At 69.9% G+C, this 23,595-nt stretch carries 24 protein-coding genes and 1 pseudogene; 12 read left to right on the forward strand and 13 right to left on the reverse strand.

Annotated features, from left to right (window positions below; all coding sequences use genetic code 11):
- Position 1 precedes the first annotated feature (1 nt).
- Both ACWGL1_RS14075 and ACWGL1_RS14080 read left to right on the forward strand, forming a co-directional pair.
- On the forward strand, positions 2 to 217 hold the full coding sequence (locus tag ACWGL1_RS14075) for a hypothetical protein (protein WP_452112339.1): 216 nt from the start codon (positions 2 to 4) through the stop codon (positions 215 to 217).
- Positions 214 to 672, forward strand: coding sequence for a YbaK/EbsC family protein (locus tag ACWGL1_RS14080; protein ID WP_452112340.1), 459 nt, complete (start codon positions 214 to 216; stop codon positions 670 to 672). Before ACWGL1_RS14075 ends, ACWGL1_RS14080 begins: the two co-directional genes overlap by 4 nt.
- On the opposite strand, the gene ACWGL1_RS14085 is transcribed toward ACWGL1_RS14080, so the two are convergent.
- The 3 genes from ACWGL1_RS14085 to dapE form a co-directional block, all read right to left on the reverse strand.
- Positions 669 to 1,574 (reverse strand): sigma-70 family RNA polymerase sigma factor, encoded by a 906-nt coding sequence (locus ACWGL1_RS14085; protein ID WP_452112341.1) that lies wholly within the window; start codon positions 1,572 to 1,574, stop codon positions 669 to 671. The two genes, ACWGL1_RS14080 and ACWGL1_RS14085, sit on opposite strands and share 4 nt — an antisense overlap.
- Positions 1,561 to 2,025 carry a carboxymuconolactone decarboxylase family protein gene (locus tag ACWGL1_RS14090; RefSeq protein ID WP_452112342.1) on the reverse strand — a complete coding sequence of 155 codons (465 nt, stop codon included), beginning with the start codon at positions 2,023 to 2,025 and terminating at the stop codon, positions 1,561 to 1,563. Before ACWGL1_RS14090 ends, ACWGL1_RS14085 begins: the two co-directional genes overlap by 14 nt.
- A gap of 77 nt (positions 2,026 to 2,102) precedes the next feature.
- Entirely contained in the window at positions 2,103 to 3,296 is a 1,194-nt protein-coding gene (gene dapE / locus ACWGL1_RS14095; protein ID WP_452112343.1) for a succinyl-diaminopimelate desuccinylase, read from the reverse strand.
- A 49-nt stretch (positions 3,297 to 3,345) separates the two neighbouring features.
- On the opposite strand from dapE, the gene ACWGL1_RS14100 reads away from it, so the two are divergent.
- Positions 3,346 to 3,822 carry a cupin domain-containing protein gene (locus ACWGL1_RS14100; protein ID WP_338577301.1) on the forward strand — a complete coding sequence of 159 codons (477 nt, stop codon included), beginning with the start codon at positions 3,346 to 3,348 and terminating at the stop codon, positions 3,820 to 3,822.
- Positions 3,823 to 3,869: 47 nt separating this feature from the next.
- The gene (locus tag ACWGL1_RS14105; protein ID WP_346485641.1) at positions 3,870 to 5,138 is read left to right on the forward strand and encodes an MFS transporter; all 1,269 of its coding nucleotides are present in this window, start codon (positions 3,870 to 3,872) and stop codon (positions 5,136 to 5,138) included.
- Positions 5,139 to 5,329: 191 nt separating this feature from the next.
- Here ACWGL1_RS14105 and ACWGL1_RS14110 read toward each other — a convergent pair whose 3' ends face one another.
- Positions 5,330 to 6,364: a 2'-deoxycytidine 5'-triphosphate deaminase gene (locus ACWGL1_RS14110; RefSeq protein WP_452112344.1), complete on the reverse strand. Its 1,035-nt coding sequence runs from the start codon at positions 6,362 to 6,364 to the stop codon at positions 5,330 to 5,332.
- Between the two features lie 93 nt (positions 6,365 to 6,457).
- Between ACWGL1_RS14110 and apaG the strand changes: the two genes are divergently transcribed.
- Together apaG and ACWGL1_RS14120 are read left to right on the forward strand one after the other, a co-directional pair.
- Positions 6,458 to 6,865, forward strand: a complete 408-nt coding sequence (gene apaG, locus ACWGL1_RS14115; protein ID WP_291780909.1) for a Co2+/Mg2+ efflux protein ApaG — start codon at positions 6,458 to 6,460, stop codon at positions 6,863 to 6,865.
- 66 nt (positions 6,866 to 6,931) lie between these two features.
- The gene (locus ACWGL1_RS14120) at positions 6,932 to 8,980 is read left to right on the forward strand and encodes an OPT family oligopeptide transporter (RefSeq protein WP_452112345.1); all 2,049 of its coding nucleotides are present in this window, start codon (positions 6,932 to 6,934) and stop codon (positions 8,978 to 8,980) included.
- A gap of 21 nt (positions 8,981 to 9,001) precedes the next feature.
- On the opposite strand, the gene ACWGL1_RS14125 is transcribed toward ACWGL1_RS14120, so the two are convergent.
- Positions 9,002 to 9,889: a LysR substrate-binding domain-containing protein gene (locus ACWGL1_RS14125; protein ID WP_291780904.1), complete on the reverse strand. Its 888-nt coding sequence runs from the start codon at positions 9,887 to 9,889 to the stop codon at positions 9,002 to 9,004.
- A gap of 81 nt (positions 9,890 to 9,970) precedes the next feature.
- On the opposite strand from ACWGL1_RS14125, the gene ACWGL1_RS14130 reads away from it, so the two are divergent.
- Together ACWGL1_RS14130 and typA are read left to right on the forward strand one after the other, a co-directional pair.
- On the forward strand, positions 9,971 to 11,017 hold the full coding sequence (locus tag ACWGL1_RS14130) for a YeiH family protein (RefSeq protein ID WP_452112346.1): 1,047 nt from the start codon (positions 9,971 to 9,973) through the stop codon (positions 11,015 to 11,017).
- A gap of 134 nt (positions 11,018 to 11,151) precedes the next feature.
- Positions 11,152 to 12,984: a translational GTPase TypA gene (gene typA, locus ACWGL1_RS14135; RefSeq protein ID WP_291780900.1), complete on the forward strand. Its 1,833-nt coding sequence runs from the start codon at positions 11,152 to 11,154 to the stop codon at positions 12,982 to 12,984.
- Between the two features lie 63 nt (positions 12,985 to 13,047).
- Here typA and ACWGL1_RS14140 read toward each other — a convergent pair whose 3' ends face one another.
- Positions 13,048 to 14,712 (reverse strand): GNAT family N-acetyltransferase, encoded by a 1,665-nt coding sequence (locus tag ACWGL1_RS14140; protein ID WP_452112347.1) that lies wholly within the window; start codon positions 14,710 to 14,712, stop codon positions 13,048 to 13,050.
- Positions 14,713 to 14,842: 130 nt separating this feature from the next.
- Between ACWGL1_RS14140 and ACWGL1_RS14145 the strand changes: the two genes are divergently transcribed.
- A complete protein-coding gene (locus tag ACWGL1_RS14145; protein WP_312221019.1) occupies positions 14,843 to 15,304 on the forward strand; it encodes a superoxide dismutase in 462 nt (153 codons plus the stop codon).
- A 72-nt stretch (positions 15,305 to 15,376) separates the two neighbouring features.
- On the opposite strand, the gene ACWGL1_RS14150 is transcribed toward ACWGL1_RS14145, so the two are convergent.
- On the reverse strand, positions 15,377 to 15,634 hold the full coding sequence (locus tag ACWGL1_RS14150; RefSeq protein WP_003168780.1) for a GlsB/YeaQ/YmgE family stress response membrane protein: 258 nt from the start codon (positions 15,632 to 15,634) through the stop codon (positions 15,377 to 15,379).
- 161 nt (positions 15,635 to 15,795) lie between these two features.
- Between ACWGL1_RS14150 and ACWGL1_RS14155 the strand changes: the two are divergent.
- Positions 15,796 to 16,017: pseudogene (locus ACWGL1_RS14155) on the forward strand (helix-turn-helix domain-containing protein); the annotation flags it as partial.
- A gap of 111 nt (positions 16,018 to 16,128) precedes the next feature.
- Positions 16,129 to 16,911 (forward strand): histidinol-phosphatase, encoded by a 783-nt coding sequence (hisN, locus tag ACWGL1_RS14160; protein WP_452112348.1) that lies wholly within the window; start codon positions 16,129 to 16,131, stop codon positions 16,909 to 16,911.
- A 4-nt stretch (positions 16,912 to 16,915) separates the two neighbouring features.
- Here hisN and ACWGL1_RS14165 read toward each other — a convergent pair whose 3' ends face one another.
- From ACWGL1_RS14165 to ACWGL1_RS14175, 3 genes are all read right to left on the reverse strand, one after another.
- The gene (locus tag ACWGL1_RS14165; RefSeq protein ID WP_452112349.1) at positions 16,916 to 17,950 is read right to left on the reverse strand and encodes an alpha/beta fold hydrolase; all 1,035 of its coding nucleotides are present in this window, start codon (positions 17,948 to 17,950) and stop codon (positions 16,916 to 16,918) included.
- Entirely contained in the window at positions 17,947 to 18,858 is a 912-nt protein-coding gene (locus ACWGL1_RS14170; RefSeq protein WP_346485199.1) for a class I SAM-dependent methyltransferase, read from the reverse strand. Before ACWGL1_RS14170 ends, ACWGL1_RS14165 begins: the two co-directional genes overlap by 4 nt.
- Before the next feature lie 95 nt (positions 18,859 to 18,953).
- Positions 18,954 to 19,754, reverse strand: coding sequence for a class I SAM-dependent methyltransferase (locus tag ACWGL1_RS14175; RefSeq protein WP_452112350.1), 801 nt, complete (start codon positions 19,752 to 19,754; stop codon positions 18,954 to 18,956).
- A 264-nt stretch (positions 19,755 to 20,018) separates the two neighbouring features.
- Here ACWGL1_RS14175 and ACWGL1_RS14180 point away from each other — a divergent pair, with 264 nt between their 5' ends.
- Positions 20,019 to 20,498 (forward strand): Hsp20 family protein, encoded by a 480-nt coding sequence (locus ACWGL1_RS14180; RefSeq protein ID WP_338577309.1) that lies wholly within the window; start codon positions 20,019 to 20,021, stop codon positions 20,496 to 20,498.
- Positions 20,499 to 20,769: 271 nt separating this feature from the next.
- Here ACWGL1_RS14180 and ACWGL1_RS14185 read toward each other — a convergent pair whose 3' ends face one another.
- From ACWGL1_RS14185 to gpmA, 3 genes are all read right to left on the reverse strand, one after another.
- The gene (locus ACWGL1_RS14185; protein WP_338577310.1) at positions 20,770 to 22,041 is read right to left on the reverse strand and encodes a pentapeptide repeat-containing protein; all 1,272 of its coding nucleotides are present in this window, start codon (positions 22,039 to 22,041) and stop codon (positions 20,770 to 20,772) included.
- Positions 22,042 to 22,127: 86 nt separating this feature from the next.
- Positions 22,128 to 22,757, reverse strand: a complete 630-nt coding sequence (locus ACWGL1_RS14190) for a bifunctional diaminohydroxyphosphoribosylaminopyrimidine deaminase/5-amino-6-(5-phosphoribosylamino)uracil reductase RibD (RefSeq protein WP_291780879.1) — start codon at positions 22,755 to 22,757, stop codon at positions 22,128 to 22,130.
- On the reverse strand, positions 22,754 to 23,467 hold the full coding sequence (gpmA, locus tag ACWGL1_RS14195) for a 2,3-diphosphoglycerate-dependent phosphoglycerate mutase (RefSeq protein WP_312219533.1): 714 nt from the start codon (positions 23,465 to 23,467) through the stop codon (positions 22,754 to 22,756). Before gpmA ends, ACWGL1_RS14190 begins: the two co-directional genes overlap by 4 nt.
- Between the last annotated feature and the right edge of the window lie 128 nt (positions 23,468 to 23,595).

The raw sequence follows: 23,595 nt of genomic DNA on the forward strand, positions 1-23,595 counted from the left end.
CATGGCCCGCGTCATCTCCCCGGAAAGCGAGCTGGAGCGGTTCAAGGCGACCCGCGTCACCGCCCTGTATCGCCTCGATCTGATCGAGAAGGGGGCGCAGCTGACCTATGACGACGGCACGCCGGTCGACATGGCGTCCGAGGCGCAGCGGCTGAAGGATCAGGTCGCCGACATGGACCGCCGCATCGCCCGGCTGGAAGCGGCGAAAAAGCCGTGAGCCTGGACAGCGTCCGCGCCTTCTTCGCGCAAAAGGCGCCCGACGTCGCCGTCATCGAACTGGACGTCAGCACCGCCACGGTCGCCGAGGCGGCCGCCGCCCACGGCGTCGAGCCGGGCCAGATCGCCAAGACCCTGTCCCTGCGTGTGGGCGACCGCGTCGTCCTTCTGGTCACGGCAGGCGACGCGCGGCTGGACAACGCCAAGGCCAAGACGGCCTTCGGCGGCAAGATCAGGATGCTGGACCTCTCGGAAGTCGAGGGCGTGACCGGCCACCCTGTCGGCGGCGTCTGCCCCTTCGGCCTGGCGACGCCCCTGCCGGTCTATTGCGACGCCTCGCTGAAGGCCTGGGACGTGGTGATCCCGGCGGCCGGCGCCATCCATTCGGCCGTCCGCATCGCCCCTGAGCGGATGGCCGCGCTGACCGACGCCGAATGGGTCGACGCCTGCCGCTAGGCCGACGCCAGCGGCGAGTTCCGGTCCAGAAGCGCGGCGATGCGCGCCAGCTTGTCCGGATTCCGCGTGATGAAGACCTCGACCACCCGGCCGTCGACGATGGTCAGGGCCGTCGTCTGCAGGATGCGGCCGCGCTCCAGGCTGATGTAGCCGGGCAAGCCGTCGATCCAGACGGGACGGAGCATTTCCGAACCTTCCTGACCGTATTTGCGGTGCAGGCCCGCATAGAGCCGCAACAGCTTCGGCGCGCCCTGGATAGCGTTGTGGAAGGCGATCACCTTGCCCCCGCCGTCCGACTTCAGCGTCGCCTCGTCCGCCAGAAGGGCGCCGAGGGCGGCCATGTCGCCGGATCGCGCCGCGTCGAAGAAGGCGCGGGCGATGCGTTCGCCCTCTTGCGGCTCCACGGCGTAGCGGGGGCGGGCCTCCCGGATATGGCGGCGGGCGCGGCTGGCCAGCTGCCGCACCGAAGCAGGATCGCGCTCCAGCGTCGTCGCCACCTCGTCGAAGCCGACATCGAACACGTCATGAAGAAGGAAGGCGGCGCGCTCCAGGGGCGACAGCCGCTCCATGGCGGTCATCAGGGACAGGGTCAGATCATCGGCGAAGACCTCGGCGTCCGCCTCCGGCCCGGTGATCAGCGGCTCGGGCAGCCAGGCGCCGACATAGGTCTCGCGTCGCACGCGGGCGGATTTCAGCAGGTCCAGCGCCAGGCGGGTGGTGGTGCGCGTCAACCAGGCGCCGGGCTCGCGAATCTCGGCCGGGTCGACCCGGCTCCATCGGAGCCAGGCCTCCTGCGTCACGTCTTCCGCCTCGGCCAGGGAGCCGAGCATGCGGTAGGCGAGGCGCGTCAGCCGGGGCCGATGCGCCTCGAAGACTTCGGTCGAGGGATCAGGCCGCGACACGCGCCGGGCCTGCCGGATGGGCCGAGCGGAAGCCGACGGCGAGCCGGTTCCAGACGTTGATCGCCCCGATGGCGAAGGCCAGCTTCACCTGCTCGGCTTCACTGAACTCGGCCTTGAACACGGCATAGTCCGCATCCGACGCCTGGGACTGTTCGATGCGCGTCAGGCTCTCGGCCCAAGTCAGGGCGGCGCGTTCGCGCGAGCTGAACAGCGAGGATTCACGCCATGCGGCGAGCAGGTGCAGACGCACTTCGCTCTCACCCGCCTTGCGGGCGTCGGCGGTGTGCATGTGCAGGCAATAGGCGCAGCCGTTGATCTGCGAGACGCGGATCTTCAGCAGTTCCAGAAGGCTGTGCTCCAGGCCGCTGGCGGCGACGGCCTGTTCCAGCCGCACCATCGCCTGATAGACGTCGGGGGCGGCCTTGGCGGGGTTGGCGATGCGCGGTGTCATGTCGTGGCTCCTGTGGCTTGAGTGCGCGTCCTTCCATGACGAGACAGACCATCGGGCTGTGACATGACGCGGCAGATTCAGGGCTTCAGACGCTCCAGCACTGTCGCGATGACGCGTTCATAGGCGTCGCTCAGGGCGCGCAGTTCGGCCTCGGGCACGCGCTCGTCGACCTGGTGCATGGTTTGGCCGACCAGACCCAGCTCCAGCACCGGACACAGGGCGCGGATGAAGCGGGCGTCCGAGGTGCCGCCGGTGGTCGAGGCCTCAGGACGGCGGCCCAGCGCCGCCTCGACGGCGTCCTGCACCGCCGTGACGAAGACGCCCGGCTCGGTCAGGAAGGCTTCGCCCGAGCACATGTGCTCCAGCTCGATCTGCAGGCCGGTCTCGGCCTGAAGCGCGCCCGCCTCGCGGTTCAGCCAGTCGATCAGACCGTCGCCGGTGTGGGTCGGGTTGAAGCGGATATTGAGCCGCGCCTTCGCTTCGGCCGGGATGATGTTGGTCGCCGGATTGCCCACGTCGATGGTGGTGATCTCAAGATTCGACGGCGGGAACTCGGGGTAGCCCTCGTCGAGGACGTGAGCGTCAAGCCGGGCCAGCAGGCGAGCGATGACCGGGGCCGGATTGGCGGCGCGGTCGGGATAAGCGACGTGGCCCTGTTTGCCGTGGACGGTGATCCAGGTGTTCAGCGAGCCGCGCCGCCCGACCTTGATCATGTCGCCCAGGTGGTGGGCCGAGGAGGGTTCCCCGACCACGCAGGCGTCGATGACCTCGCCCTCGGCGGCCAAGGTCTGGACCACCCGCTTGGTGCCGTGCAGGGCCGGGCCTTCCTCGTCGCCGGTGATCAGGAAGGACAGGGAGCCCTCGATCTCGCCTAGGGCGAGGACGCGCGAGACGGCGGCGACCCAGGCGGCGACGCCGCCCTTCATGTCCACGGCGCCCCGGCCATAGAGGACGCCGTCGCGGGTCTCGCCCTCGAACGGTCCGGCGCTCCAGGCCTTCAGATCGCCGATCGGCACCACGTCGGTGTGGCCGGCGAAGCAGAGGTTGGGCGAGGCGGTCCCGCGCCGGGCGTAGAGGTTCTCGATCCGGGCGTCGTGGCCCACGCCGCTCGGCCCCTCGAACACCATGCGGCGACAGGTGAAGCCCAGGCCGGTCAGGGCGCGCTCCAGCACGTCCATCGCCCCTTCGTCGGCAGGCGTGACGGAGGGGATGCGGATCAGGTCGCGGGTCAGTTCGACAGGATCGATGACGGAATGTGATGCGGCGCTCATGCCGCTATGCTTTAGGCATATCGCGCACCCGCGAGAAGGCCCGAAAACCGTGCCCAAGATCGACATCGACGCCGCCCCGACCATCCACGGAACGGGATATCCGGAAGAATTCGCCGGTCCCTGCAAGCCGCGTCGCCGCTGGCGGCTGGGCGACGCGGTCGGCCTGGATCAGTTCGGCGTCAATCTGTTGCGCCTGCCCGCCGGGGCCTGGTCCAGCCAGCGCCACTGGCATAGCGCGGAAGACGAGTTCGTCTGGGTGCTGGACGGCGAGGTGGTGCTGGTCGAGGACGAGGGCGAAACCCTGTTGCGCCCCGGCGACTGCGCCGGCTTCAAGGCAGGCGTCCCCAACGGCCACAAGATCGAGAACCGCAGTGATCGCGAGGCCATGTTGCTGGAGGTCGGTTCGCGCCGTCCCGCCGAGGACGCCTGCGACTATCCCGACATCGACATGATCGCCTCCAAGGGAGAGGACGGTTATCGCCGCCGCGACGGAACCCCCTATCCGAAGACGCCCAGACGAACGTGACGACCGAAAGCATCGATTCCGCCCCGACGGTTCCGCCCCAGCCGCCGCTGCCGCCTGGACCGCCGCCCGGTTCATCTCATGACGGCGGCCCGTCCAGCCCCTGGGGCATCGGCGACTTCCGCCTGCTGTGGCTGGGCCGGATGGTGGCGGTCCTGGGCATTCAGATCCAGTCCTCGGCCCTGCTGTGGCAGGTCTATGAGATCGCCCGGCGCGACCATCCGATCGAGGAAGCCAGCCTCTATCTGGGACTGGTGGGCCTGTGCCAGTTCCTGCCGCTGCTGGCCTTCACCCTGCCGGCCGGGGCCATGGCCGACCGACACGACCGCAAGCACACCGTCACCCTGTCGATCATCGTCGAGGGGATGTGCGCGAGCGCCTTCCTGATGATGGCGCTGCACGGCTCGCCGCCCCTGTGGGGCCTGCTGGCGGTCGCCGCCGTCTTCGGCGCGGCGCGCGCCTTCCTGGCCCCGGCCAGCCAGGCCTTCCTGCCGATGGTGGTGGGACGCAAGGCCCTGCCGCCCGCCATCGCCGCCCAGTCCATCGCCTTCCAGACCGGCGCCATCGCCGGACCCGCCCTGGGCGGGGTCATCGTCGGCCTGTCGGTGCCCCTGGCCTACGCCTCGGCCATGGGGCTGTTCCTGGTGGCGGTCGCCTGCTTCCTGCTGATCCGCACCCGAGGCAAGCCCCAGGTCGATCCGTCCAAACTGGGCCCGGTGCAGCAGGTCAGGGAAGGCCTCGCCTATGTCTGGAAGACCAAGATCGTCCTGGGCGCCATCTCCCTGGACCTGGTCGTCGTCCTGCTGGCCGGGGTGGCGTTGCTGACGCCGATCTTCGCGCGCGACATCCTGCATGTCGGCGCGATCGGCTTCGGCCTGCTGCGGGCCTCGTTCGGGGTGGGGGCGCTGATCATGGCCCTCTACCTCAGCCGCTTCCCCATCGTGCGTCACGGCGGGCGGTGGATGTTCGGGGCGGTGGCCGTGTTCGGCGTCTGCACCCTGATCTTCGGCCTGTCCAAGAGCGTCTGGCTGTCAGGGGCGGTGCTGTTCCTGGGCGGGGCGGCGGACATGATCAGCGTCAACATCCGCCAGACCCTGATCCAGCTGGCCACGCCCGATCACATGCGCGGGCGGGTGTCGTCGGTGTCCATGCTGTTCATCGGCGCCTCCAACGAACTGGGCGAAGCCTATTCCGGCGTCATGGTGCGCCTGCTCGGCCCCATCGGGGCGGCGGTGTTCGGCGGCTTCGGCGCCCTGGCCGCGACCGGGGTCTGGGCCAGGGTCTTCCCCAGTCTGAGGAAGGCGAACAAGCTGACCTGATGCGCTCAGAACGACCCTTCTCCCCTTGTGGGAGAAGGTGGCATGCGAAGCATGACGGATGAGGGGTGGCGGCGGCGTCGCTCGTCGTGCGGCGCATAGAAAAAGCGCCGCGATCGGCTGACCGCGGCGCTCACACCCCTCATCCGAGCGCCTTCGGCGCCCACCTTCTCCCTCAAGGGGAGAAGGGCAGATCAGCCCCAGGGGCGGAAGTGTTTCGACAGCTTGAGCCCCTGGCTCTGGTAGTGGCTGCCGCCTTCGCCATAGAGGCGCGAGGGCCGCTCGGTCAGCGGCTCATAGACCAGTCGGGCGACGATCTGGCCGTGCTCCAGCAGGAAGGGGGTGTCGTGGGTGCGGACCTCCAGCACGCCCTTTGACCCGGCGCCGTGCGCCTCGTCCGTGCCGAAACCAGGATCGAAGAAGCCGGCGTAGTGGACGCGGAACTCGCCGACCGAGGGGTCGATGGGGGTCATCTCGGCGGCCTGATCGACCGGAATCTCCACATCGTCCGACGAGGCCAGGATGTAGAACTCGCCCGGATCCAGCAGCAGTTCGCCCCGGCGCAGGGTCAGCGGCTCCCAGAAGTCGCGCGGGTCGTGGCCGTCGATGTGGTCCATGTTGACCACGCCCGCGTGACGGCGGCCGCGATAGCCGACGACGCCGTTGTCGCCCGCGCGTAGGTCGACGCCGACGCTGCGGGTCTCCAGCTTGGGCGGCTCGCCCGCCTTGAGGCGGAGCTGGTTCAGCCGCGTGCCCGGCTTGACCAGGATGGAGAAGGTCTGGGGCGCGATCTCGAGATACAGCGGGCCGTCATAACCCTCGTCCACATCGTCGAAGCTGCCGCCCTGATCGGTCAGCAGGCGCACGAAGACATCCACGCGGCCGGTCGAGCTCTTCGGATTGGCGCGGGCGTTCAGCCCCTTGGGCAGGCTGAGGCGCTCCTGCAGGCGGGCGATGTAGACGCAGCCCTTCTCCATCACATAGCCGCCCGACAGGTCGATGGCGTGCATGGCGACGTCGGCGATGCGCGCCTCGACCTTGCGCTGACCGGGCAGGAAGGAGGCGCGCACGCGCCAGGCCTGATCCGACAGGCGCAGGTCCAGGCTGGCGGGCTGGACCTGATCGACGTCGAACGGGGTGTCGGAGGCGATGGCGCCCGCCGCGATCAGGGTCTCAATGCCCTGGAAGGGAAGGATGCCGGCGCGGGCGGGAATCTGAAAGCTGGTCATGCCGTCCTGTTCTCACACGGATTTTCTCGTCTGTGTAGCTTGTCGGCGACGACAGACGCTTGAACCCCGCGTACGGCGGGCTGCATATAGCGCATGCACTCCGCTCCTGCCTACTCCGCCGAGACCGAAGGCGTCGTCGTTCGCGTCCGCCCCTCCTATCTGGCGGGCCAGTCGGACCCGGCCGAGGGGCGCTGGGTCTGGGCCTATCAGGTCGAGATCGTCAATCTGAGCGGCGGCCCGGTGCAGCTGGTGGCCCGGCGCTGGACCATCACCGACGCCCTGGGCCGGGTCGAAGAGGTGCGTGGCCCCGGCGTGGTCGGCGAGCAGCCGCTGATCGAGCCGGGCGACAGCTACGCCTACGCCTCGGGCTGTCCGTTGACGACGCCCTCGGGCTCCATGGTCGGCGCCTATTTCATGCAGGACGCCGAAGGTCGGATGTTCGAAGCCGCCATTCCGGCCTTCAGTCTGGACGTGCCGGATTCCCGGCGCGTCCTGAACTAGCCTGCGCCCCGTTGTCACAGCCCGGCTTTCAGGCTTAGCCTCGCCGCACATTCACGAGGCTCCCGCATGACGGACACCCCCGCCGGAACCGGCAAACGCATAGAACTGACCATCCGCGCCCTGATCCTGGGGTGTCTGCTGGCGGCGGTCTTCACGGCGGCCAACACCTATCTGGGGCTGAAGGTCGGCCTGACTTTCGCCTCGGCCATTCCGGCGGCGGTCATCTCCATGGCCCTGCTGCGGGCGTTCCGCGGTTCGACCATCTGGGAGAATATGACGGTCCAGACCGTCGCCTCGGTCGGCGGCTCGATGAGCGCCATCATCTTCGTCCTGCCCGGTCTGGTGATGATCGGCTGGTGGATGAACTTCCCCTTCTGGGAGTCGGTGATGATCTGCGTCCTGGGCGGGGTGCTGGGGGTGACCTTCTCCATTCCCCTGCGCCGCACCCTGGTCGTTCAGGGCGGCCTGCCCTACCCCGAGGGCGTCGCCGCCGCCGAGGTGCTGAAGGTCGGTTCGCCCGGCGCGGACCAGACCGAGGAGGCGGTGCGCGAGAACCGTTCCGGCCTGTTCGTCGTCATCGGCGGAGCGATCGCTTCGGCGCTCTTCGGCTTCCTGGCCGCCGCCCGGGTGTTCGCAGCCGAGACCGCCGCCTTCCTGCGCCTGCCCGCGGCGCTGGGCGGCGGGGCGACCGGGGTCGGCTTCTCCATGCAGTTCGCCCTGCTGGGCGCCGGTCACCTGATCGGGCTGGCGGTCGGCCTGACCCAGTTGTTCGGCCTGGTCCTGGCCTGGCTGATCTTCGTGCCCATCCTGACCTCCCCCGAGTTCGCCGCCTGGGCCGTCGCCCACGGCGTGCCCTCCATCGCCGCCACGACGCCGGCCGAAGCCGGCGCCGAGGGCCTGGCCATGAGCGTCTGGGCCCAGGAGGTCCGCTTCATCGGCGCCGGGGTCATCGGCGTCGCCGCCCTGTGGACCCTGGCCAAGCTGGCCAAACCCCTGGCCGCCGGCCTGGCCTCGGCCATCTCCGCCCAGGCGCGCCGCGCCCATGGCGAGACGCTGGAGCTGGCCGAGCAGGACATGCCCATCAAGCTGGTCGGCCTGATCTCGGTCGCCGCCCTGGTCGGCATCGCCGTCCTGCTGGCCGTGGTGGCCCAGGGCACCGCCCTGGCCGGATCGGCCCCGCTGCTGGTGATCGGCGGCCTGGTCTATGTCGTGGTCATCGGCTTCGCCGTGGCCGCCATCTGCGGCTACATGGCCGGGCTGATCGGGTCGTCGAACAGCCCGGTGTCGGGCGTCGGCATCCTGGCCATCATCATCGCCTCCCTGCTGATGCTGGGCGTGCTGGCCATCGCCGGGGTTCCGGCCGATCCGTCGATCGTCGCCTTCGCCCTGATCGTCACCGCCGTGGTCTTCGCCGTGGCCGTAATCGCCAACGACAACCTGCAGGACCTCAAGACCGGCCAACTGGTCGAGGCCACGCCCTGGCGTCAGCAGACGGCGCTGCTGGTCGGCGTGGTGGCCGGCGCCCTGGTCATCCCCTTCGTGCTGGACATGATGAACCAGGCCTTCGGCTTCGAAGGCGGCCCGCCCGCCATCGTCCAGGGCTCGCAGACCCTGGCGGCGCCTCAGGCGACCCTGATCTCGGCGCTGGCCAAGGGCGTCATCTCGGGCGATCTGCGCTGGGATCTGATCGGCATCGGCGCCGTGGTCGGCGTCCTGGTCATCATCCTCGACGTCATCCTGCGCCGCACGACCAACGACCGGATCAAGCTGCCGCCGCTGGCCGCCGGGATCGGCGTCTATCTGCCCGCCGCCGTCACCACCATGCTGGTCGTCGGCGCCGTCTGCGGCTGGCTGTACGACCGGGCGGTCAAGTCGACCCGCTACGCCGATGTGGCCCGCCGCATGGGCGTGCTGCTGGCGTCCGGCCTGATCGTGGGCGAGAGCCTGTTCGGCGTCCTCACCGCCGCCGTCATCGTCGGCACGCGCGACGAGGCGCCTTTCGCCCTACTGCCCGCCGACAGCGGCTGGCCCGCCATGTGGGCCGGTCTGATCGCCTTCGCCGTCCTGACCTACGCCCTCTACGCCTGGGTGCGTCGCCGCGCCGCCAAGGTCTAGGGCGGCCAGGATTCAAGCCGGCTAGAGGGCGGCGGCGAAGGCCTCCGCCGCCCGACTGGCGCTGCGTTCGCGGTGGCGCAGCCGATAGAAGGGCCGCTCGGGCAGTTCGAGCGGCAGGCGGACCAGCCGCCCCGCCTCGATCAGGGGCCGGGCGGCCAGTTCCGAGATCGCCGTGACCAGCCCGCCGCCGTCCCCGGCGCTGGCCGCCACCGCCGTCAGGATCGCCTCATTGGACGGCAGCACCAGCGCCGTCTTCAGGTCCGACGCGGCCATGCCGCGCGGCAGGGCCGCCTCGAACTCGCTGCGGGTGCCCGAGCCCGCCTCGCGCAAGGCCCAGTCCAGAGCCTTGAGGTCGGACGCGGCCAGAGACTGCTCCCGCTCCGCCAGCGGATGCCCCGGCGCCGCCACCACGATCAGCCGGTCGGCGCCGATCCGCGTCCGCTCCAGCCGGGGCGCGTCCTCGGCGCCTTCGATCAGGCCCAGTTCCGTCTCGCCCGCCAGCACGGCCTCGACTACCTGATGGGTGTTGCCGATCGACAGATGCAGCTCCACGCCCGGATGGCTCTGGGCGAAGGCGGCCATGCGCGGCGGCAGCCAGTAGGCGGCGATGGTCTGACTGGCGAACAGCCGCACCGACCCGCGTTTCAGCCCCGCCAGTTCGTCCAGCAGCCGCTCGGCCGCCTCGGCCCGCGCCAGAACCGCCCTGGCTTCCGGCAGAAAGGCCGTCCCCGCCGCGTTCAGCGCCAGGCCGCGCCCGACCCGGTCGAACAGCCGCGCCCCGTGCCGCGTCTCCAGCGCATTGACCGCCGCGCTGACCGCCGACTGGGTCAGATGCAGCGCCTCGGCCGCCCGCGTCATGTGCAGGCGCTCGGCCACGGCGACGAAGATGCGGAGCTGTTCCAGCGTCATGGCTTATTGATCGATCAAATCGATTGTTAAGTCCATAACTACGCGTTGGATCGATCAGATGACGGAGCGGATAAGGACCGCATGACCGTCGCTCTCGACCATGCCGCTCCCTCTCGCCGCCTGACGGGCCTGGCCCGCCTCCTGCCCGGAGTCGCCCTGTCCGCCACCATCGGGGCCGTCGCCTATGGGCTGCAGATCGTCGAGACCCGGTTGTTCGAACATCCGTGGATCGAGGGCCTGGTCCTGGCCATCCTGATCGGGGCCGGGCTGCGCCTGGTCTGGACGCCGTCGTCGCTGTGGACGCCGGGCGTCGCCTTCAGCGCCAAGACCCTGCTGGAAGTCGCCGTGGCCCTGCTGGGCGCTACGGTCTCGGGCGCGGCGGTGGCGGCGCTGGGGCCCTGGCTGCTGCTGGCCATCGTCGGCGTCGTCGCCGTGGCCATCGTCGGCGGCTATGCGCTGGGGCGGGCGTTCGGCCTGCCGCACGCCATGGCCCTGCTGGTCGCCTGCGGCAACGCCATCTGCGGCAACTCGGCCATCGCCGCCGTAGCCCCGGTCATCGAGGCCGAGGGCCAGGACGTGGCCGCCGCCATCGGCTTCACCGCCGTTCTGGGCATCGCCGTGGTGCTGCTGATTCCGGTCGTCGGCGCCATGATGGGCTATGACGCCACGCGGGTCGGGGTGCTGGCGGGCCTGACCGTCTACGCCGTGCCGCAGGTGCTGGCCGCCGCCGCGCCCGCCGGCCTGGCCGCCGTCCAGACGGGCGCCGTGGTCAAGCTGGTGCGCGTGCTGATGCTGGGTCCCGTCTGCCTGATCCTAGGCCTGATGCGCTCGAAGCAGGCCGAAGGCGGGCGTGGGCCGAAGCTGCATCAGATGGCGCCCTGGTTCATCCTCGTCTTCCTGGCCCTGATGGCCGTGCGGTCGCTGGGCTGGCTGCCGGAAGCGATCCTGCCGCCGCTGCAGGTCTCGGTCTCGGCCCTGACGCTGATCGCCATGGCGGCGCTGGGGCTGATGGTCGATCCGCGCGCCGTGCTGCGGGCCGGTCCGCGCGTGGCCGCCGTCGCCGCCCTGTCGGCCCTGCTCATCGGGACGCTGGCCGTGGGGGTGCTGGCCGTCATGCCGCTGGGTTGATCAGTCGAACGCGCACCGGACTGGCGTTTTGGCCCGCATCCCTGTAAGAGGCGCGCCGAACCCTTCCCTTTTCTGCAATCTTCTTGCAGCGGCGCGGCCCATCCGTGACCGAACACAGTCCGCCCGAGCCCGACATGAACCTTCGTAACGTCGCTATCATCGCCCACGTCGACCACGGCAAGACGACCATGGTGGACGCCCTGCTGGCCCAGTCCGGCCTGTTCCGCGCCAATGAGGCGACCACCGAACGCGCCATGGACTCCGGCGATCAGGAGCGTGAACGCGGCATCACCATCCTGGCCAAATGCACGTCGATCCTGTGGAACGGCAAGGCCGGCGAGACCCGCATCAACATCATCGACACGCCGGGCCACGCCGACTTCGGCGGCGAGGTCGAGCGCATCCTGGGCATGGTGGACGGCTGCGTCCTGCTGGTCGACGCTGAAGAGGGCGTCATGCCCCAGACCAAGTTCGTGCTGACCAAGGCGCTGAAGATGGGCCTGCGCCCCATCCTCTGCATCAACAAGGTCGACCGCGCCCACGCCGACCCGGACCGCGTGCTGAACGAGACCTTCGACCTGTTCGCCGCCCTGGGCGCCACGGACGAGCAGCTGGACTTCCCGGTCATCTACGCCTCGGGCCGTTCGGGCTGGGCGACGCTGGATCTGGCCCAGCCGAGCGAGAACCTGCACCCGCTGTATGACCTGATCGTGGATCACGTCCCGCCGCCCGCCGCCCAGGCGCGCGTCAATGAGCCGTTCAAGATCCTGAACGTCCTGATCGAAAGCGACCCCTTCCTGGGCCGCCTGCTGACCGGCCGCATCCACTCGGGCAAGGCGGTTCCGGGCATGGCCATCAAGGCCCTGTCGCGCGACGGCAAGACCATCGAACAGGGCCGCATCACCAAGGTCCTGGCCTTCCGCGGCCTGAAGCGCCAGCCGCTGGACGAGGGCTCGGAAGCGGGCGACATCGTCGCCATCGCCGGCATGTCCAAGGCCACCGTGGCCGACACCCTGTGCGCCATGGACGTCACCGAGCCGCTGGACGCCCTGCCGATCGATCCGCCGACCATCTCCATGACCGTCGGCGTGAACGACAGCCCGCTGGCCGGCCGCGAAGGCGACAAGGTGCAGTCGCGCGTCATCCGCGACCGCCTGCTGAAGGAAGCCGAGGCCAACGTCGCCATCCGCATCACCGAGACGCCGGGCTCGGACGCCTATGAGGTCGCCGGTCGCGGCGAACTGCAGCTGGGCGTTCTGATCGAGAACATGCGCCGCGAAGGCTTCGAACTGTCGATCAGCCGCCCGCGCGTGGTCTATCAGACCGGCGAGAACGGCGAGCGTCAGGAGCCGATCGAGGACGTGGTCATCGACGTCGACGACGAATTCTCGGGCGTGGTCATCGAGAAGCTGTCGGCCCGCAAGGCCGAACTGACCGACATGGGCCCCTCAGGCGCCGGCAAGACCCGCATCCAGCTGAAGTGCCCGTCGCGCTCGCTGATCGGCTATCAGGGCGAGTTCCTGACCGACACGCGCGGCTCGGGCGTGCTGAACCGCGTCTTCTCCCACTATGAAGGCCACAAGGGCGCCATCGAGGGCCGCCTGAAGGGCGTGCTGGTCTCCAACTCGGACGGCGACACGGCGGCTTTCGCTCTGTGGAACCTGGAGGATCGCGGCGTCATGTTCGTCGGCGCCGGCGAAAAGACCTACCAGGGCATGATCATCGGCGAGAACAGCCGTTCCGACGACCTGGACGTCAACCCGATCAAGGGCAAGCAGCTGACCAACGTCCGCGCCTCGGGCAAGGACGAGGCCGTGCGCCTGACCCCGCCGCGCAAGATGAGCCTGGAACAGGCCATCGCCTATATCGAGGAAGACGAACTGGTCGAGGTCACGCCCAAGTCGATCCGCCTGCGCAAGGAGGTCCTGAACCCCTCCTTCCGCAAGAAGCGCGTCCGCGCCGACTGATCCGGCGTTCTGTCCAAACGAGGAAGGCGGCCCACGGCGGGCCGCCTTTTTTGTGCGCCGAGGCTACCTCTTCAGGCCCAGCAGCCCCGGCCAGCCGCCGCTGGTCAACAGGGCGACGTCCAGCAAGGCCAGGGGCAGGGGCGTGGTCGGCGGCGCGGCGATGAATTTCGGCCGCCAGTCGGGGCCGAACTTGGCCTTGTAGGCGCGCAGGCCCTGGAAGCCGTAGACGGCGCCGCCTTCCTCGAACACCAGGGCGCCGACGCGGGCGAAGACCGGGGCCATGCGGCGGTCCTCAAGGCCCGACAGGGGCGCCATGCCCAGGTCCAGCCGCTCCATGCCCTGGTCCCGTGCCCACTGCGCCGTGCGGGTGAACAGATAGTCCATCACGCCGTGCGGCCCCTCCGGATCATGGCGCATCAGGTCGATCATCGCCTCGCGCCCGCCCGCGCCGATCAACAGGTTGGCGAAGGCGACGACGCGGCCGTTCTCGCGCACCAGCGCCAGCGCCTGTCGATCCAGATAGTCGATGTCGAACCGGCCGAGCGAAAAGGCCTTCTCGGACCCGTTGTGATGCCTCAGCCAGGCGTCGGACACGGCGCGCAATTCAGCCTCCAGCGGCCGGGCCGAGCCCGGCGGCGCCACCTCGAAGCCGGCGCCCTCGCGCTCGGCCCGGTTCACGGCGGTTCGCAGGCTCTGCTTGCCCTTGCCCTCGGTCGTGAAATGAGCGGCGTCGATCACGGCCGCTTCGCCGACCTTGCGCACGGCCATGCCGAGCGTCGCCAGGTCGGCCAGCAGTCCCTCGCCCACGGAATAGAAGACCGCCGCTCCGCCGTAGCTGTCGGCCAGCTGGGCGAAGGACCACAGAAGCTCCAGCCGCTCCTCCCTCAGCCCGGCGGGTTCGCTCATGGCGATCCAGCGACGCCCCCGCACGCGATAGGCGATGAAGCTGCGGCCCGACGGACTGAACAGCAGGGCCTTGTCGCCCAGCAGGGCCAGGCCCGCCTCGGGCGCGGCGACCTCGGCGATCTCCAGCGCCTGGCGCGCCCGCTCGACGTCCGCCGCAGCCGCCGGCCCATGGCTGCGCGCGCCGGGCGCGGTCAGCAGGGAACGCACCGCCACCGCCAGGGTCAGCAAAGCCAGCACCGCCCCGGCGCGCAGGAAGCCCGAGGCCTGCTTGTCGACCAGGAAGGTCCACCAGAGCTCGTCGGTGTAGGCCGTATCGCGATAGGCGAAGAAGCCCAGCCACAGCATGGCCGCCACCACCGCCGCCAGCATCAGCAGCCAGCCCGGCCGCAGCGGCTCCCCCAGGCGCGAGCGGCGATTGAAGGCCGAGCGGCACGGCGCCAGCAGGGCCGCCGCCAGGCTCATCTCGATGGCCTGCATCCAATCCAGCCCCTTCAGCAGGGAGAAGACCGCGCCGACCAGCAGGACCGCCAAGGCCGCATAGTAGGCCCCGCGCCGCCGCCGCCACAGCCCCGCCGAGATCAGCAGCAGGATGAAGCCCGTCACGCTGGCGGCGAAGTGGGACAGGTCGATCAGCAACGGCGGATAGAACCGCCCCAAGGCGTTGAGCCGGTCATTGAAGGCCGGGGTCACCGCCGACAGCAGCATCGCCCCGCCCAGCAGGAAGGTGGCGACCGCGAACATCTGCGGCGTCAGCTCATAGACCAGTCCGGCCAGACGACGCGTGATCCGCCAGGGGTCGTGTTTTGCACCCGGTTTGGTCAATCGCTCTCCGATGAGCAGGAATCGGTCGTTTGGGGCGAGTAAAAGGTCATTTCAGGGCAGGGGAAACCATCGGCCTTCACAAGGGTTCATTTTTTCGCGAGCGCCGGGCTCGCCCTTCCAGGAGTTTCTCATGATCCGCAAGACCGCCCTGCTGACCGGCATCGCCGGCGCCTTCCTCATCGCCGCCCCTGCCTTCGCTCAGGACGCCACGACGCCGCAGACGCCCGAACCGGCTCCCGCTGAGGCGGCCGCGGCTCAACCCCAGAGCCTGACCCTGACGCCGGGCGCGACCGTCAAGAGCAGCGACGGGACCGAGATCGGCAAGCTGGTCGGCGTCCAGAACGGCGCCGCCGGTCAGGAGCTGACCGTCCGCACCGCCGACGGCCAGGTCCGTCCGGTGCCGCTGGCCGGCATCCGTCAGGACGGCGCCGACATCGTCGTCGACGCCAGCGCCTCGGACATCCAGTCGGCTCCCCCGATCGCTTCGGACACGGCTGAGCCGACCCCGGACGCGATGGACACGCCTCCGGCCGACGCCCCGCCGGCCGATGAGCCGACCAGCGACGAACCGAACGGCGACGAACCTCACTAAATCGTCTGGTTCGACGGCAAAAGGGGCGGCCCGACGGGCCGCCCCTTTTTTCTTGTGCGATGAAACGGTCGATCAGGTCCGCCGCTTCACCAGACCGAGCAGGAACAGCAGGACCACGGCGCCGATGGTGGCGACAATGATGCCGACGATCCAATTGCCCGCGGCGTCCACGCCCAGCAGGTTGTTGGCCAGGAACCCGCCGATCAGGGCGCCGACCACGCCGACGATCAGATTGGTGAGCAGGCCGTGATCCCGCTTCATGATCTTCTCCGCCAGCCATCCGGCGACGATGCCGATGATGATCCAGGCGATAAATCCAAATCCACCCATGCTTCTCTTCCCTTCCTGAAGGCTGACTGCCTTGGCCGTTAATGCGCGGGCGGGCGTCGGGTTGCGTCCCTCGCCTTGGGAGCGAAAACGGCACGCGGCTTGCGGCGAGCCGCCCTGTCCGTGCCGATCCGGCACAGGCCGAGGAAGACAGGAGTGTCGTCATGCCCGCCGAGATCGACCTGCACCTGGGTCGTCGCCTGCGCCGCCGTCGCCGCCTGCTGGGCCTGACCCAGCAGCAGTTGGGCGATCGCGTCGGCATAAGGTTCCAGCAGATTCAGAAGTACGAGTGCGGCGCCAACCGCATCTCGGCCGCCCGCCTGTGGGAGCTGGCCGAGGCGTTGCAGACGCCGGTCAGCTATTTCTACGACGGTGCCGGCGAAAGCCCCGACAACGGCCAGCCCCGCCCCGGAGAACCCCTGGCGGCCGCCGCCTGATCGCCTGTTCGGTTCAATGACCTCTGGGCCGCCGCGCCCCTGGCGGTGTATGGCCGGGGCATGACCGAACTGGAAACCTTCGCCGTCGAACTGTCGCATGAGGCGGCCCGCGTCGCCCTGCCCTTCTTCCGGGGCGAGTTCGCCCAGGAGGACAAGGGCTCTCCCGGCGCCTTCGACCCCGTCACGGAGGCGGACCGCGCCGCCGAGGCCGCCATCCGCCGGATGATCGCCGCCCGCTATCCCGAGCACGGCGTCATCGGCGAGGAGTATGGCGAGGACCGTCCCGACGCCGATCACGTCTGGGTTCTGGACCCCATCGACGGCACCCGCGCTTTCATCGCCGGCCTGCCCCTGTGGACCACCCTGATCGCGCTGCGCCACGAGGCCGCGCCCATGATCGGTGCCGTCGGCCAACCCTATCTGGGCGAAGTCTTCCTGGGCGGGCCGTCCGGCGCACGCCTGCTGAAGGGCGGCGGCGAAACCCCGCTGAAGACCCGCGCCTGCCCCGATCTGAGCCAGGCCCTGATCGCCACCACCGATCCCGAGATCTTCCTCGGCGCCGACCGCGCGGCCTGGGACCGTCTGCGCGGCGCGGCGCGACTGGCCCGGCTGGGCTGCGACGCCTACGCCTACGCCATGGTCGCGGCCGGGCGCATCGATCTGGTGGCCGAAAGCGAGCTGAAGGTCTGGGACTGGTCGGCGCTCAAACCCCTGGTCGAGGCGGCGGGCGGACGGTTCACCGACTGGCGCGGCGACGCGCCGAACGAAGCCGACGGCCGCGTCCTGGCGGTCGGCGACGCGCGGCTGACGGCCCAGGCCCGGCCCCTGCTCGGCGACGCCTGACGGCTCAGGCGGGTTCGACGGTCCGCGCTGCGGGCGAAGCGCCGGACTTCGCCTCGACGCCGGGCGCCACATAGTCGGCCAGGGCGTCGAACTCATGCAGGAAGATCCCGCGCAGGTCGTCGACCTCCATGACGACCTCATGTTTGGCGGTCGGAACCTCGACATACCGGCCCCGGCCCATGCGGCGCGCCGCCCAGCGGTTGGTCTGTTTCCAGACCTTGTCGTCCTCGGCCGCCTGGACCACGCAGACCGGAATCTTCACGCTCTTCAGGGCTCGCGGTTTCAGCGCCCGCTCGCCCGCGTCCAGGGCGAAGGCCAGCCACCCCCAGGTCGGGCCGCCGATGGCCAGGTGCGGACAGGCGTAGAGCTGCTGACGCCACAGGTCGTAGCGCGCCTGATCCGACGTCAGGCCGTCCTCCTCGAAGGTGTGGTCGAAGGGGTCGTCCGCGTCGTCCAGCACATAGTCGCCGGCCTTGCCGTGACGCAGGGCCCAGCGCACCGCCAGCTTGACGGTCCACATCGACCGCTTGCCGGTCTTGATGCGCAGCATGGGGCTGGACAGGACCGCGCCGGCGAACCGCGTCTCCCCGCCCTCCAGCGTCAACAGGTTCAGACAGCCGCCCATGGAGTGGCCGACCATGATCCAGGGCTTGGGCGCCCGCGCCTCATAGGCGTCCAGCAGGCGGGCGTAGTCGTCCAGAAACTCCTCGACCGCCCGGGCGTGGCCGCGCAGCCGGTCCGGCAGCAGCCGCGCCGACAGTCCCTGGCCGCGCCAGTCGTGAGCCAGAACGCAGAAACCCCGCGCCAGGAAGTTGCCGATCAGCTCGAAATACTTCTCGATCGGCTCGGTGCGGCCGGGGCTCAGCACCACCGTCCCGCGCGGCGTCTTCGCCTGCAGGGTCGAGGGCGTCCAGAAGGCGGCGCGCAGGCGCAGGCCTCCGGCGCCCCGGAACCAGTCGCCCTCTCCGCCCGGCGGGCAGGCGGCGCCGGGCACTCCCATCAGGGGCGCATGGGCGGCGAAGGCGGCGGGACGGCTCACTCGGGCTTCCTGAACTTCAGCGTCATGCGGTCGCTTTCGCCGATGGCGTCATACTTGGTCCGGTCGAATTCGGGATCGGCGGGCTGGCCCATCGGCGCCGTCAGGCGACGCGGCGGCAGGGTCTCGACGCCGAAGGGATGGTCCTTGGTGTCGGCCGGATTGGCGTTGATCTCGGACGCCTCGACGAAGACGAAGCCGGCCTCTTCGGCCAGCTGGCGGACGAAGGCCTCCTGCACATAACCGTTGGCCGCCGCCGGGTCCTGATCCTCGTCCGGCTGCAGGCGGTGCTGTTCGATCCCCAGCACCCCGCCGGGCCGCAGGGCGGCGAAGGCGTCGGCGAAGGCCTTTTCCGCGATCCCCGCCGCCATCCAGGCGTGGATGTAGCGCATGAACAGCACCATGTCGGCCGTTCCCGCCGGCGCCACCGGCGGCGAACCGGCGCCGAAGGCGGTGAACTGGACCGGGCCGTACAGCTTCTTGTCTGCCAGGATGCGGGCCTTCAGGGCGTTGTTGATGGCGACCTGGGCCGGGTCGGCGTTCGGCCCCTCGAAGAAGCCCGCCAGATAAAGCGCGCCGCCGCCCCGATTCAGATAGGGCGCCAGGATTTCCGCATACCAGCCGCTGCCGGGCCAGAAGTCGATCACCGTCATCTTCGGCTGCAGGCCGAAGAAACGCAGGGTCTCGACCGGATGGCGCCAGGCGTCCCGCGTCTTGTCGTCCGCCGAGCGCCATGAACCCGCGACCGCCCATTCCAGCGAACCTTCCGGCGGCCCCTTGGGCGCTTCGGGCGCGCTGGGCGTCGGCGCCTCATCCTTGCGGCCGCAGGCGGCCAGGCCGAACAGGGGCGCGACCAGAGCCAGGGCGCTGGCGCCGGCCAGGACGGATCGCCGCGTCGATCGTTCTGTCATGCGCGCTTCCTCTCGCCGCCGGGTGTTTGCGTTTCGGGCTTAAGGCGCTTCTGCGCCAGGGTCAAAACCACGCACTGCATTGTCATCTAGGCGCTTCAGTCGGCGGCGTAGGGCTTGCGGAAACGCAGGGTCATGCGATCGCTTTCGCCGATGGCGTCCAGGACCGCACGCTCGTCCGGCGTCAGGGCGCGGCCGTCGCGTTCGGAGGTGCGCGTGGGCTTGAGCGTCCACACGCCGAAGGGGTGGTCGCGGTCGTCCCTGGGGTTGGCGTTCAGTTCGCTGCGGGCCTCCAGTTCGAAGCCCGCGCGGCGGGCGGCGTGGATGACCCAGCTTTCGGGCACATAGCCGTTGGGCGCCGTCTCCGTCACGTTCAGCCCCTCGGCCGCGCGGTGCTGCTCGACCGCCAGCACGCCGCCGGGCTTCAGCGCCGTGAAGAAGGCCGCCAGATAGGGCTCGGCCCGACCGTCGCGCGACCAGTTGTGGAAGGCGCGGGCCACCACAACCATGTCCGCCGTCCCGTCCGCGACGCCCATGCCCTCGGTCGGGCGGTTGACCGGGACGTACCGGCCGCCGGTCGCCGCGGCATAGGGCTCCAGGATGTTGCGCCACCAGCCGGCGCGGCCCGGCTCGATCTCGACCACGGTCAGGCCGGGCTGAAGCCCCCAGAAGGTCAGGGTCTCGAACGGATGACGGTCGCCGTCGCGGGCGCGGTCCGCCTCGGGCCGGGTCGCCGCGGCCACGGCCGCCTCAAGCGCCGCGTCCTCGGAGAAACTCGGCATCTCCATCGACAGTCCTTGCCGATGGGGCAGGCGAGGGGCGTCCGGGGCCCCCGATTGGGCGAAGGCGGGCGAGGCGAGCAGACACGCCGCGACGGCGCTGAGGGCGAGAGGTCGCATGAAGGGCTCCGGTCGATCCTGGACGACGAATGTAAAACCCATACGGCGCTTCGCGGCGACCACAAGGCGCCGATGCGGCGAGCGACGAATTCGCGCGCCCCTTGCGCCGGAAAAACGGCCTCCTACCTCTTCATCCGAGAGCGCCGATCCCGGGCTCTCCAGACCTGACGGGGCCGATTTCGGACCGCCGGGGCTGAAACCCTCCGCTGTCCGGGGCCAAATCGCCGGACGGCTCAACCTTGCTGAATGTCAGAAGGATGACCCATGCGTACCTATGATTTCTCGCCGCTGTACCGTTCCGCCGTCGGTTTCGACCGCCTGGCCCGTCAGCTGGAAAGCGCCGCGCGCTCCAGCCAGGAGAACGGCTGGCCCCCCTACAACATCGAGACGACCGGCGAGGACGCCTATCGCATCGAGATCGCCGTCGCCGGCTTCTCGGCCGACGAGCTGAACATCGAGGCGAAGGAAAACCTGCTGACCGTCACCGGCAAGAAGGCGGCCAACGACGACGGCGCCCCCCAGAAGACCTATCTGCATCGCGGCCTGGCCGAGCGCGACTTTGAGCGCCGCTTCCAGCTGGCCGACTATGTGGTGGTCAAGGGCGCGGCCCTGGCCAACGGCCTGCTGACCGTCGAGTTGAAGCGTGAACTGCCCGAGGCTCTCAAGCCCCGCAGCATTGAGATCGCCACCGGCTCGACCCTGATCGAGGGCAAGACCGAACCCAAGGCCAAGAAGGCGGCCTAAAGGCGTCTCGCCTGACTGAACAGTCGAAGGGGCGGCGTTCGCGTCGCCTCTTTTTTTGTTTGGAAACACCCACCAAATTTCGGCGATGACCTTTGCTGCCGCTCATCCCGGCGGACGCCGGGATCCAGTGAGAGCGCAGCGCAAAGCCCTATCTTTTGACCCACGCGATCTAAAGCCAAAGCACTGGATCCCGGCGTCCGCCGGGACGAGCGGATTCAGAAAACTTCTTGCCTATGCTTGATGCGGAGACGGCGTTGTCGTGCGTCGCGCTCTATGCCGCGTGCAGGTCCGCCGGGTCCAGCCCGCGCGCGCCGCCGGTCTGGGCGCCGGTGAAGTCCGCCTGTTTGGTCTGGGCGCCGTGCAGGATGGACCGGCTGAGGTCCGCCTCGACCAGCACGGCCCGACGCAGATCGGCGCCGGTCAAGTCCGCGCCGCGCAGGATCGCCCCGGTCAGGTCGGCGGGCAGCAGCCGGTCGGCCGCCAGCATCAGCGGCCCCAGCTGGGCCTCGCGCAGGTCCGCCCCGTTCAGCCGCGCCCGCGTCAGCCGCGCCCCGCGCAGGTCGGCCCGGCGCAGATTGACCGACCGCAGGTCCGCGCCTTCAAGCTGCGCGCCCTGAAGCTGCACCCCCTCCATGTCCAAGCCGTAGAAGACCGCCCCCTTGGCCGACAAAGCCGTCAGGTTCAGTCCGCGAATGGACTCCAGCGGCCGCAGATCGACCCCGTCGAACACCGAGGGTTGGCCCTCGGCCCCGCCCGTCTCGCACCACTGGGCATGCTCGCGCAGCATCTCGGCGGCGGGCATCTGGCTGACCGGCTCGCCCGCCGGACGGTCGTCGACCAGGGCGCCGTCCATATTGGCCCCGTCGGTCCGCCACATGGACGCCTTGACCCCGACCAGGATGGCGTCGCTGAGGTCCGCCCCCGACAGATCGGCGCCCGACAGGTCGGCCCCGGCCAGGTCGGCGCCGCGGAAGCTGGCCTGTTTCAGATTGGCCCGGACCAGCTTGCAGTCCTTCATGACGGCGTCGGTGAAGTCGGCGGCCACCGCGATGACGCCCGTCATGCGCGAGCGCTGCAGATTGGCGCCCGCCAGCACGGCGCCCTGCGCCTGGGTGTCGGCGCGCTTGCGGGCTTCGACGACGCGGAAGCCCAGCTTGGCGTCCTTGGCGGCGATGGTCCCTTCGCGCAGGTCGGCCTCGAACAGGTCGGCGCCCGACAGGTCCGCGCCGCGCAGGCAGGCCCCGCGCAGGTCGGCCCGGCGCAGGCTGGCGTCGATCAGGGTCACGTCCTGCATGTCCGCGCCGAAGAAGTTGGCGTTGTCCAGCTTGGCGCCCGTCAGGTCGCAGCCGATCAGGCAGGCGGCGGTGAAGTCGGCGTCGGCCAGGTTGCGGCCGCGCAGGTTCACGCCTGACAGGTCCATCCAGGCGAAGACCGCCCGCGCCCCGCCCGGCCGCGCCTGCCACAGCCGGTCGTGCTTCAGGCAGACGGCGTCGACCTCTTCCTGGGTCAACCTTCTGCGGACGGGTTCTGCGGCCTCGCTCATGGGGCCGATCATGGCTTACGGCGGATTAAGGAAGCTTTGCGGAAACAGCGGTTTCTCTCGCCGCCTCCGCCCCTCCGCAGGCCGCCCTATTCCGTCAGCAGGCCCTGTTCGCGCAGGGCCTCCGCCAGCTCGCCCTCCTGGGTCCACAGACGGGTGTAGCCCGCCTCGCCCAGCCGGTTCAGTTCGGTCGTCAGATCGGCGCGCGGCGAGGCGGCGAAGCGCCCGTCGAAGCCCGCCCCGTCGACGCTGACGCGCACCATCGGTCGGCCCGTCTCCAGCCGGTGCAAGAAGCCCTCGCACAGCACGGCGGCTTCATCGCCCAGCAGGCCCGTCTCGACCGTCAGGCCCGACTGGCGCAGCCGCTCCGTGCCCCGGCCCGAGGCGAAGGGCGACGGGTCCAGGGCGGCGATCACCACCCGCTCGACCCCGGCCTCGGCCAGGAAGTGGGCGCAGGACTTGCGTCCCGACGAGCGGGCGCCGCAGGGCTCCAGCGTCACATAGGCGGTCGCGCCCTTCACGGCCTCGCCCGCCTCGGGCACGGCCTGTTCCTCGGCGTGGGGACGCCCGCCCGGCGCCGTCGCGGCCTCGGCCAGCACGGCTCCGTCCTTGACCAGGACGCAGCCGACCGCCGGATTGGGCCAGGTCTCGCCCATGCGGTTTAGGGCCAGGTCGATGGCCCGCCGCATGAAGACGGCGTCGTCCGCCGCGCCGCTCACGCGATTTGCGGCAGGGCCTGCGCCCGCCCCTCGTCCAGATAGCGGGCGGCGACCGGCTTCAGGTCCGCGTCCAGATCGATCTCCAGCGGATTGCCGGTCGGAATCTCGACATCGACGATCCTGTCGTCCGGCACGGCGAACAGCAGTTTGACGATGGCGCGCAGAGAGTTGCCGTGGGCGGCGATCAGCACGTCCTCGCCCGCCTTCAGGCGCGGGGCGATCTCGGCGTCCCAATAGGGCTGCACCCGATCCAGCGTGGTCTTCAGGCTCTCGGTGTCCGGGATCTCCTTGCCGGCGTAGCGGGGGTCTGAAGCGAAATCGAACTCGCCGCCCGGCGCCAGCGGCGGCGGCGGCACATCATAGCTGCGGCGCCAGACCTTGACCTGGTCCTCGCCGTGCTTTGCGGCGGTCTCGGCCTTGTCCAGTCCGGTCAGGCCCCCGTAGTGGCGCTCGTTCAGGCGCCAGTCCTCGATGACCGGCACATTCTTCAGCCCGGCGGAATCCAGCGCCAGGGCGCCGGTGCGCTTGGCCCGCTTCAGCACCGAGGTGAACATGACCGCCGGCTTGAAGCCCGCCTCGGCGATCAGCTCACCGCCGCGCCGCGCCTGGGCCTCGCCCTCCGCCGTCAGATCGACGTCGACCCAGCCGGTGAAGCGGTTCTCCAGGTTCCATTGGCTCTGGCCGTGGCGCAGCAGGATCAGGCGGGTCATCAAAGTCTCCGGGAGCATCCGTATCTGGGTTTCTCGCTAGGCCCCTGACGCGGGGGCGGTCAAGGTTTCGCCGCTTGTTGGGACCTACGCCCCGCGCGGCGCAGCGATAACGCCGGTCAGGCGTTGTG

The organism is Brevundimonas sp. NPDC055812, from assembly GCF_053616535.1.

Bases quoted from the DNA above. Each gene is read 5' to 3' on its own strand.
- ACWGL1_RS14075 (WP_452112339.1), top strand. From the start codon at position 2: ATGGCCCGCGTCATCTCCCCGGAAAGCGAGCTGGAGCGGTTCAAGGCG.
- ACWGL1_RS14090 (WP_452112342.1), bottom strand. From the start codon at position 2,025: ATGACACCGCGCATCGCCAACCCCGCCAAGGCCGCCCCCGACGTCTAT.
- dapE (WP_452112343.1), bottom strand. From the start codon at position 3,296: ATGAGCGCCGCATCACATTCCGTCATCGATCCTGTCGAACTGACCCGC.
- ACWGL1_RS14110 (WP_452112344.1), bottom strand. From the start codon at position 6,364: ATGACCAGCTTTCAGATTCCCGCCCGCGCCGGCATCCTTCCCTTCCAG.
- apaG (WP_291780909.1), top strand. From the start codon at position 6,458: ATGCACTCCGCTCCTGCCTACTCCGCCGAGACCGAAGGCGTCGTCGTT.
- ACWGL1_RS14120 (WP_452112345.1), top strand. From the start codon at position 6,932: ATGACGGACACCCCCGCCGGAACCGGCAAACGCATAGAACTGACCATC.
- ACWGL1_RS14125 (WP_291780904.1), bottom strand. From the start codon at position 9,889: ATGACGCTGGAACAGCTCCGCATCTTCGTCGCCGTGGCCGAGCGCCTG.
- ACWGL1_RS14130 (WP_452112346.1), top strand. From the start codon at position 9,971: ATGACCGTCGCTCTCGACCATGCCGCTCCCTCTCGCCGCCTGACGGGC.
- typA (WP_291780900.1), top strand. From the start codon at position 11,152: ATGAACCTTCGTAACGTCGCTATCATCGCCCACGTCGACCACGGCAAG.
- ACWGL1_RS14145 (WP_312221019.1), top strand. From the start codon at position 14,843: ATGATCCGCAAGACCGCCCTGCTGACCGGCATCGCCGGCGCCTTCCTC.
- ACWGL1_RS14150 (WP_003168780.1), bottom strand. From the start codon at position 15,634: ATGGGTGGATTTGGATTTATCGCCTGGATCATCATCGGCATCGTCGCC.
- hisN (WP_452112348.1), top strand. From the start codon at position 16,129: ATGACCGAACTGGAAACCTTCGCCGTCGAACTGTCGCATGAGGCGGCC.
- ACWGL1_RS14170 (WP_346485199.1), bottom strand. From the start codon at position 18,858: ATGACAGAACGATCGACGCGGCGATCCGTCCTGGCCGGCGCCAGCGCC.
- ACWGL1_RS14175 (WP_452112350.1), bottom strand. From the start codon at position 19,754: ATGCGACCTCTCGCCCTCAGCGCCGTCGCGGCGTGTCTGCTCGCCTCG.
- ACWGL1_RS14180 (WP_338577309.1), top strand. From the start codon at position 20,019: ATGCGTACCTATGATTTCTCGCCGCTGTACCGTTCCGCCGTCGGTTTC.
- ACWGL1_RS14185 (WP_338577310.1), bottom strand. From the start codon at position 22,041: ATGAGCGAGGCCGCAGAACCCGTCCGCAGAAGGTTGACCCAGGAAGAG.
- gpmA (WP_312219533.1), bottom strand. From the start codon at position 23,467: ATGACCCGCCTGATCCTGCTGCGCCACGGCCAGAGCCAATGGAACCTG.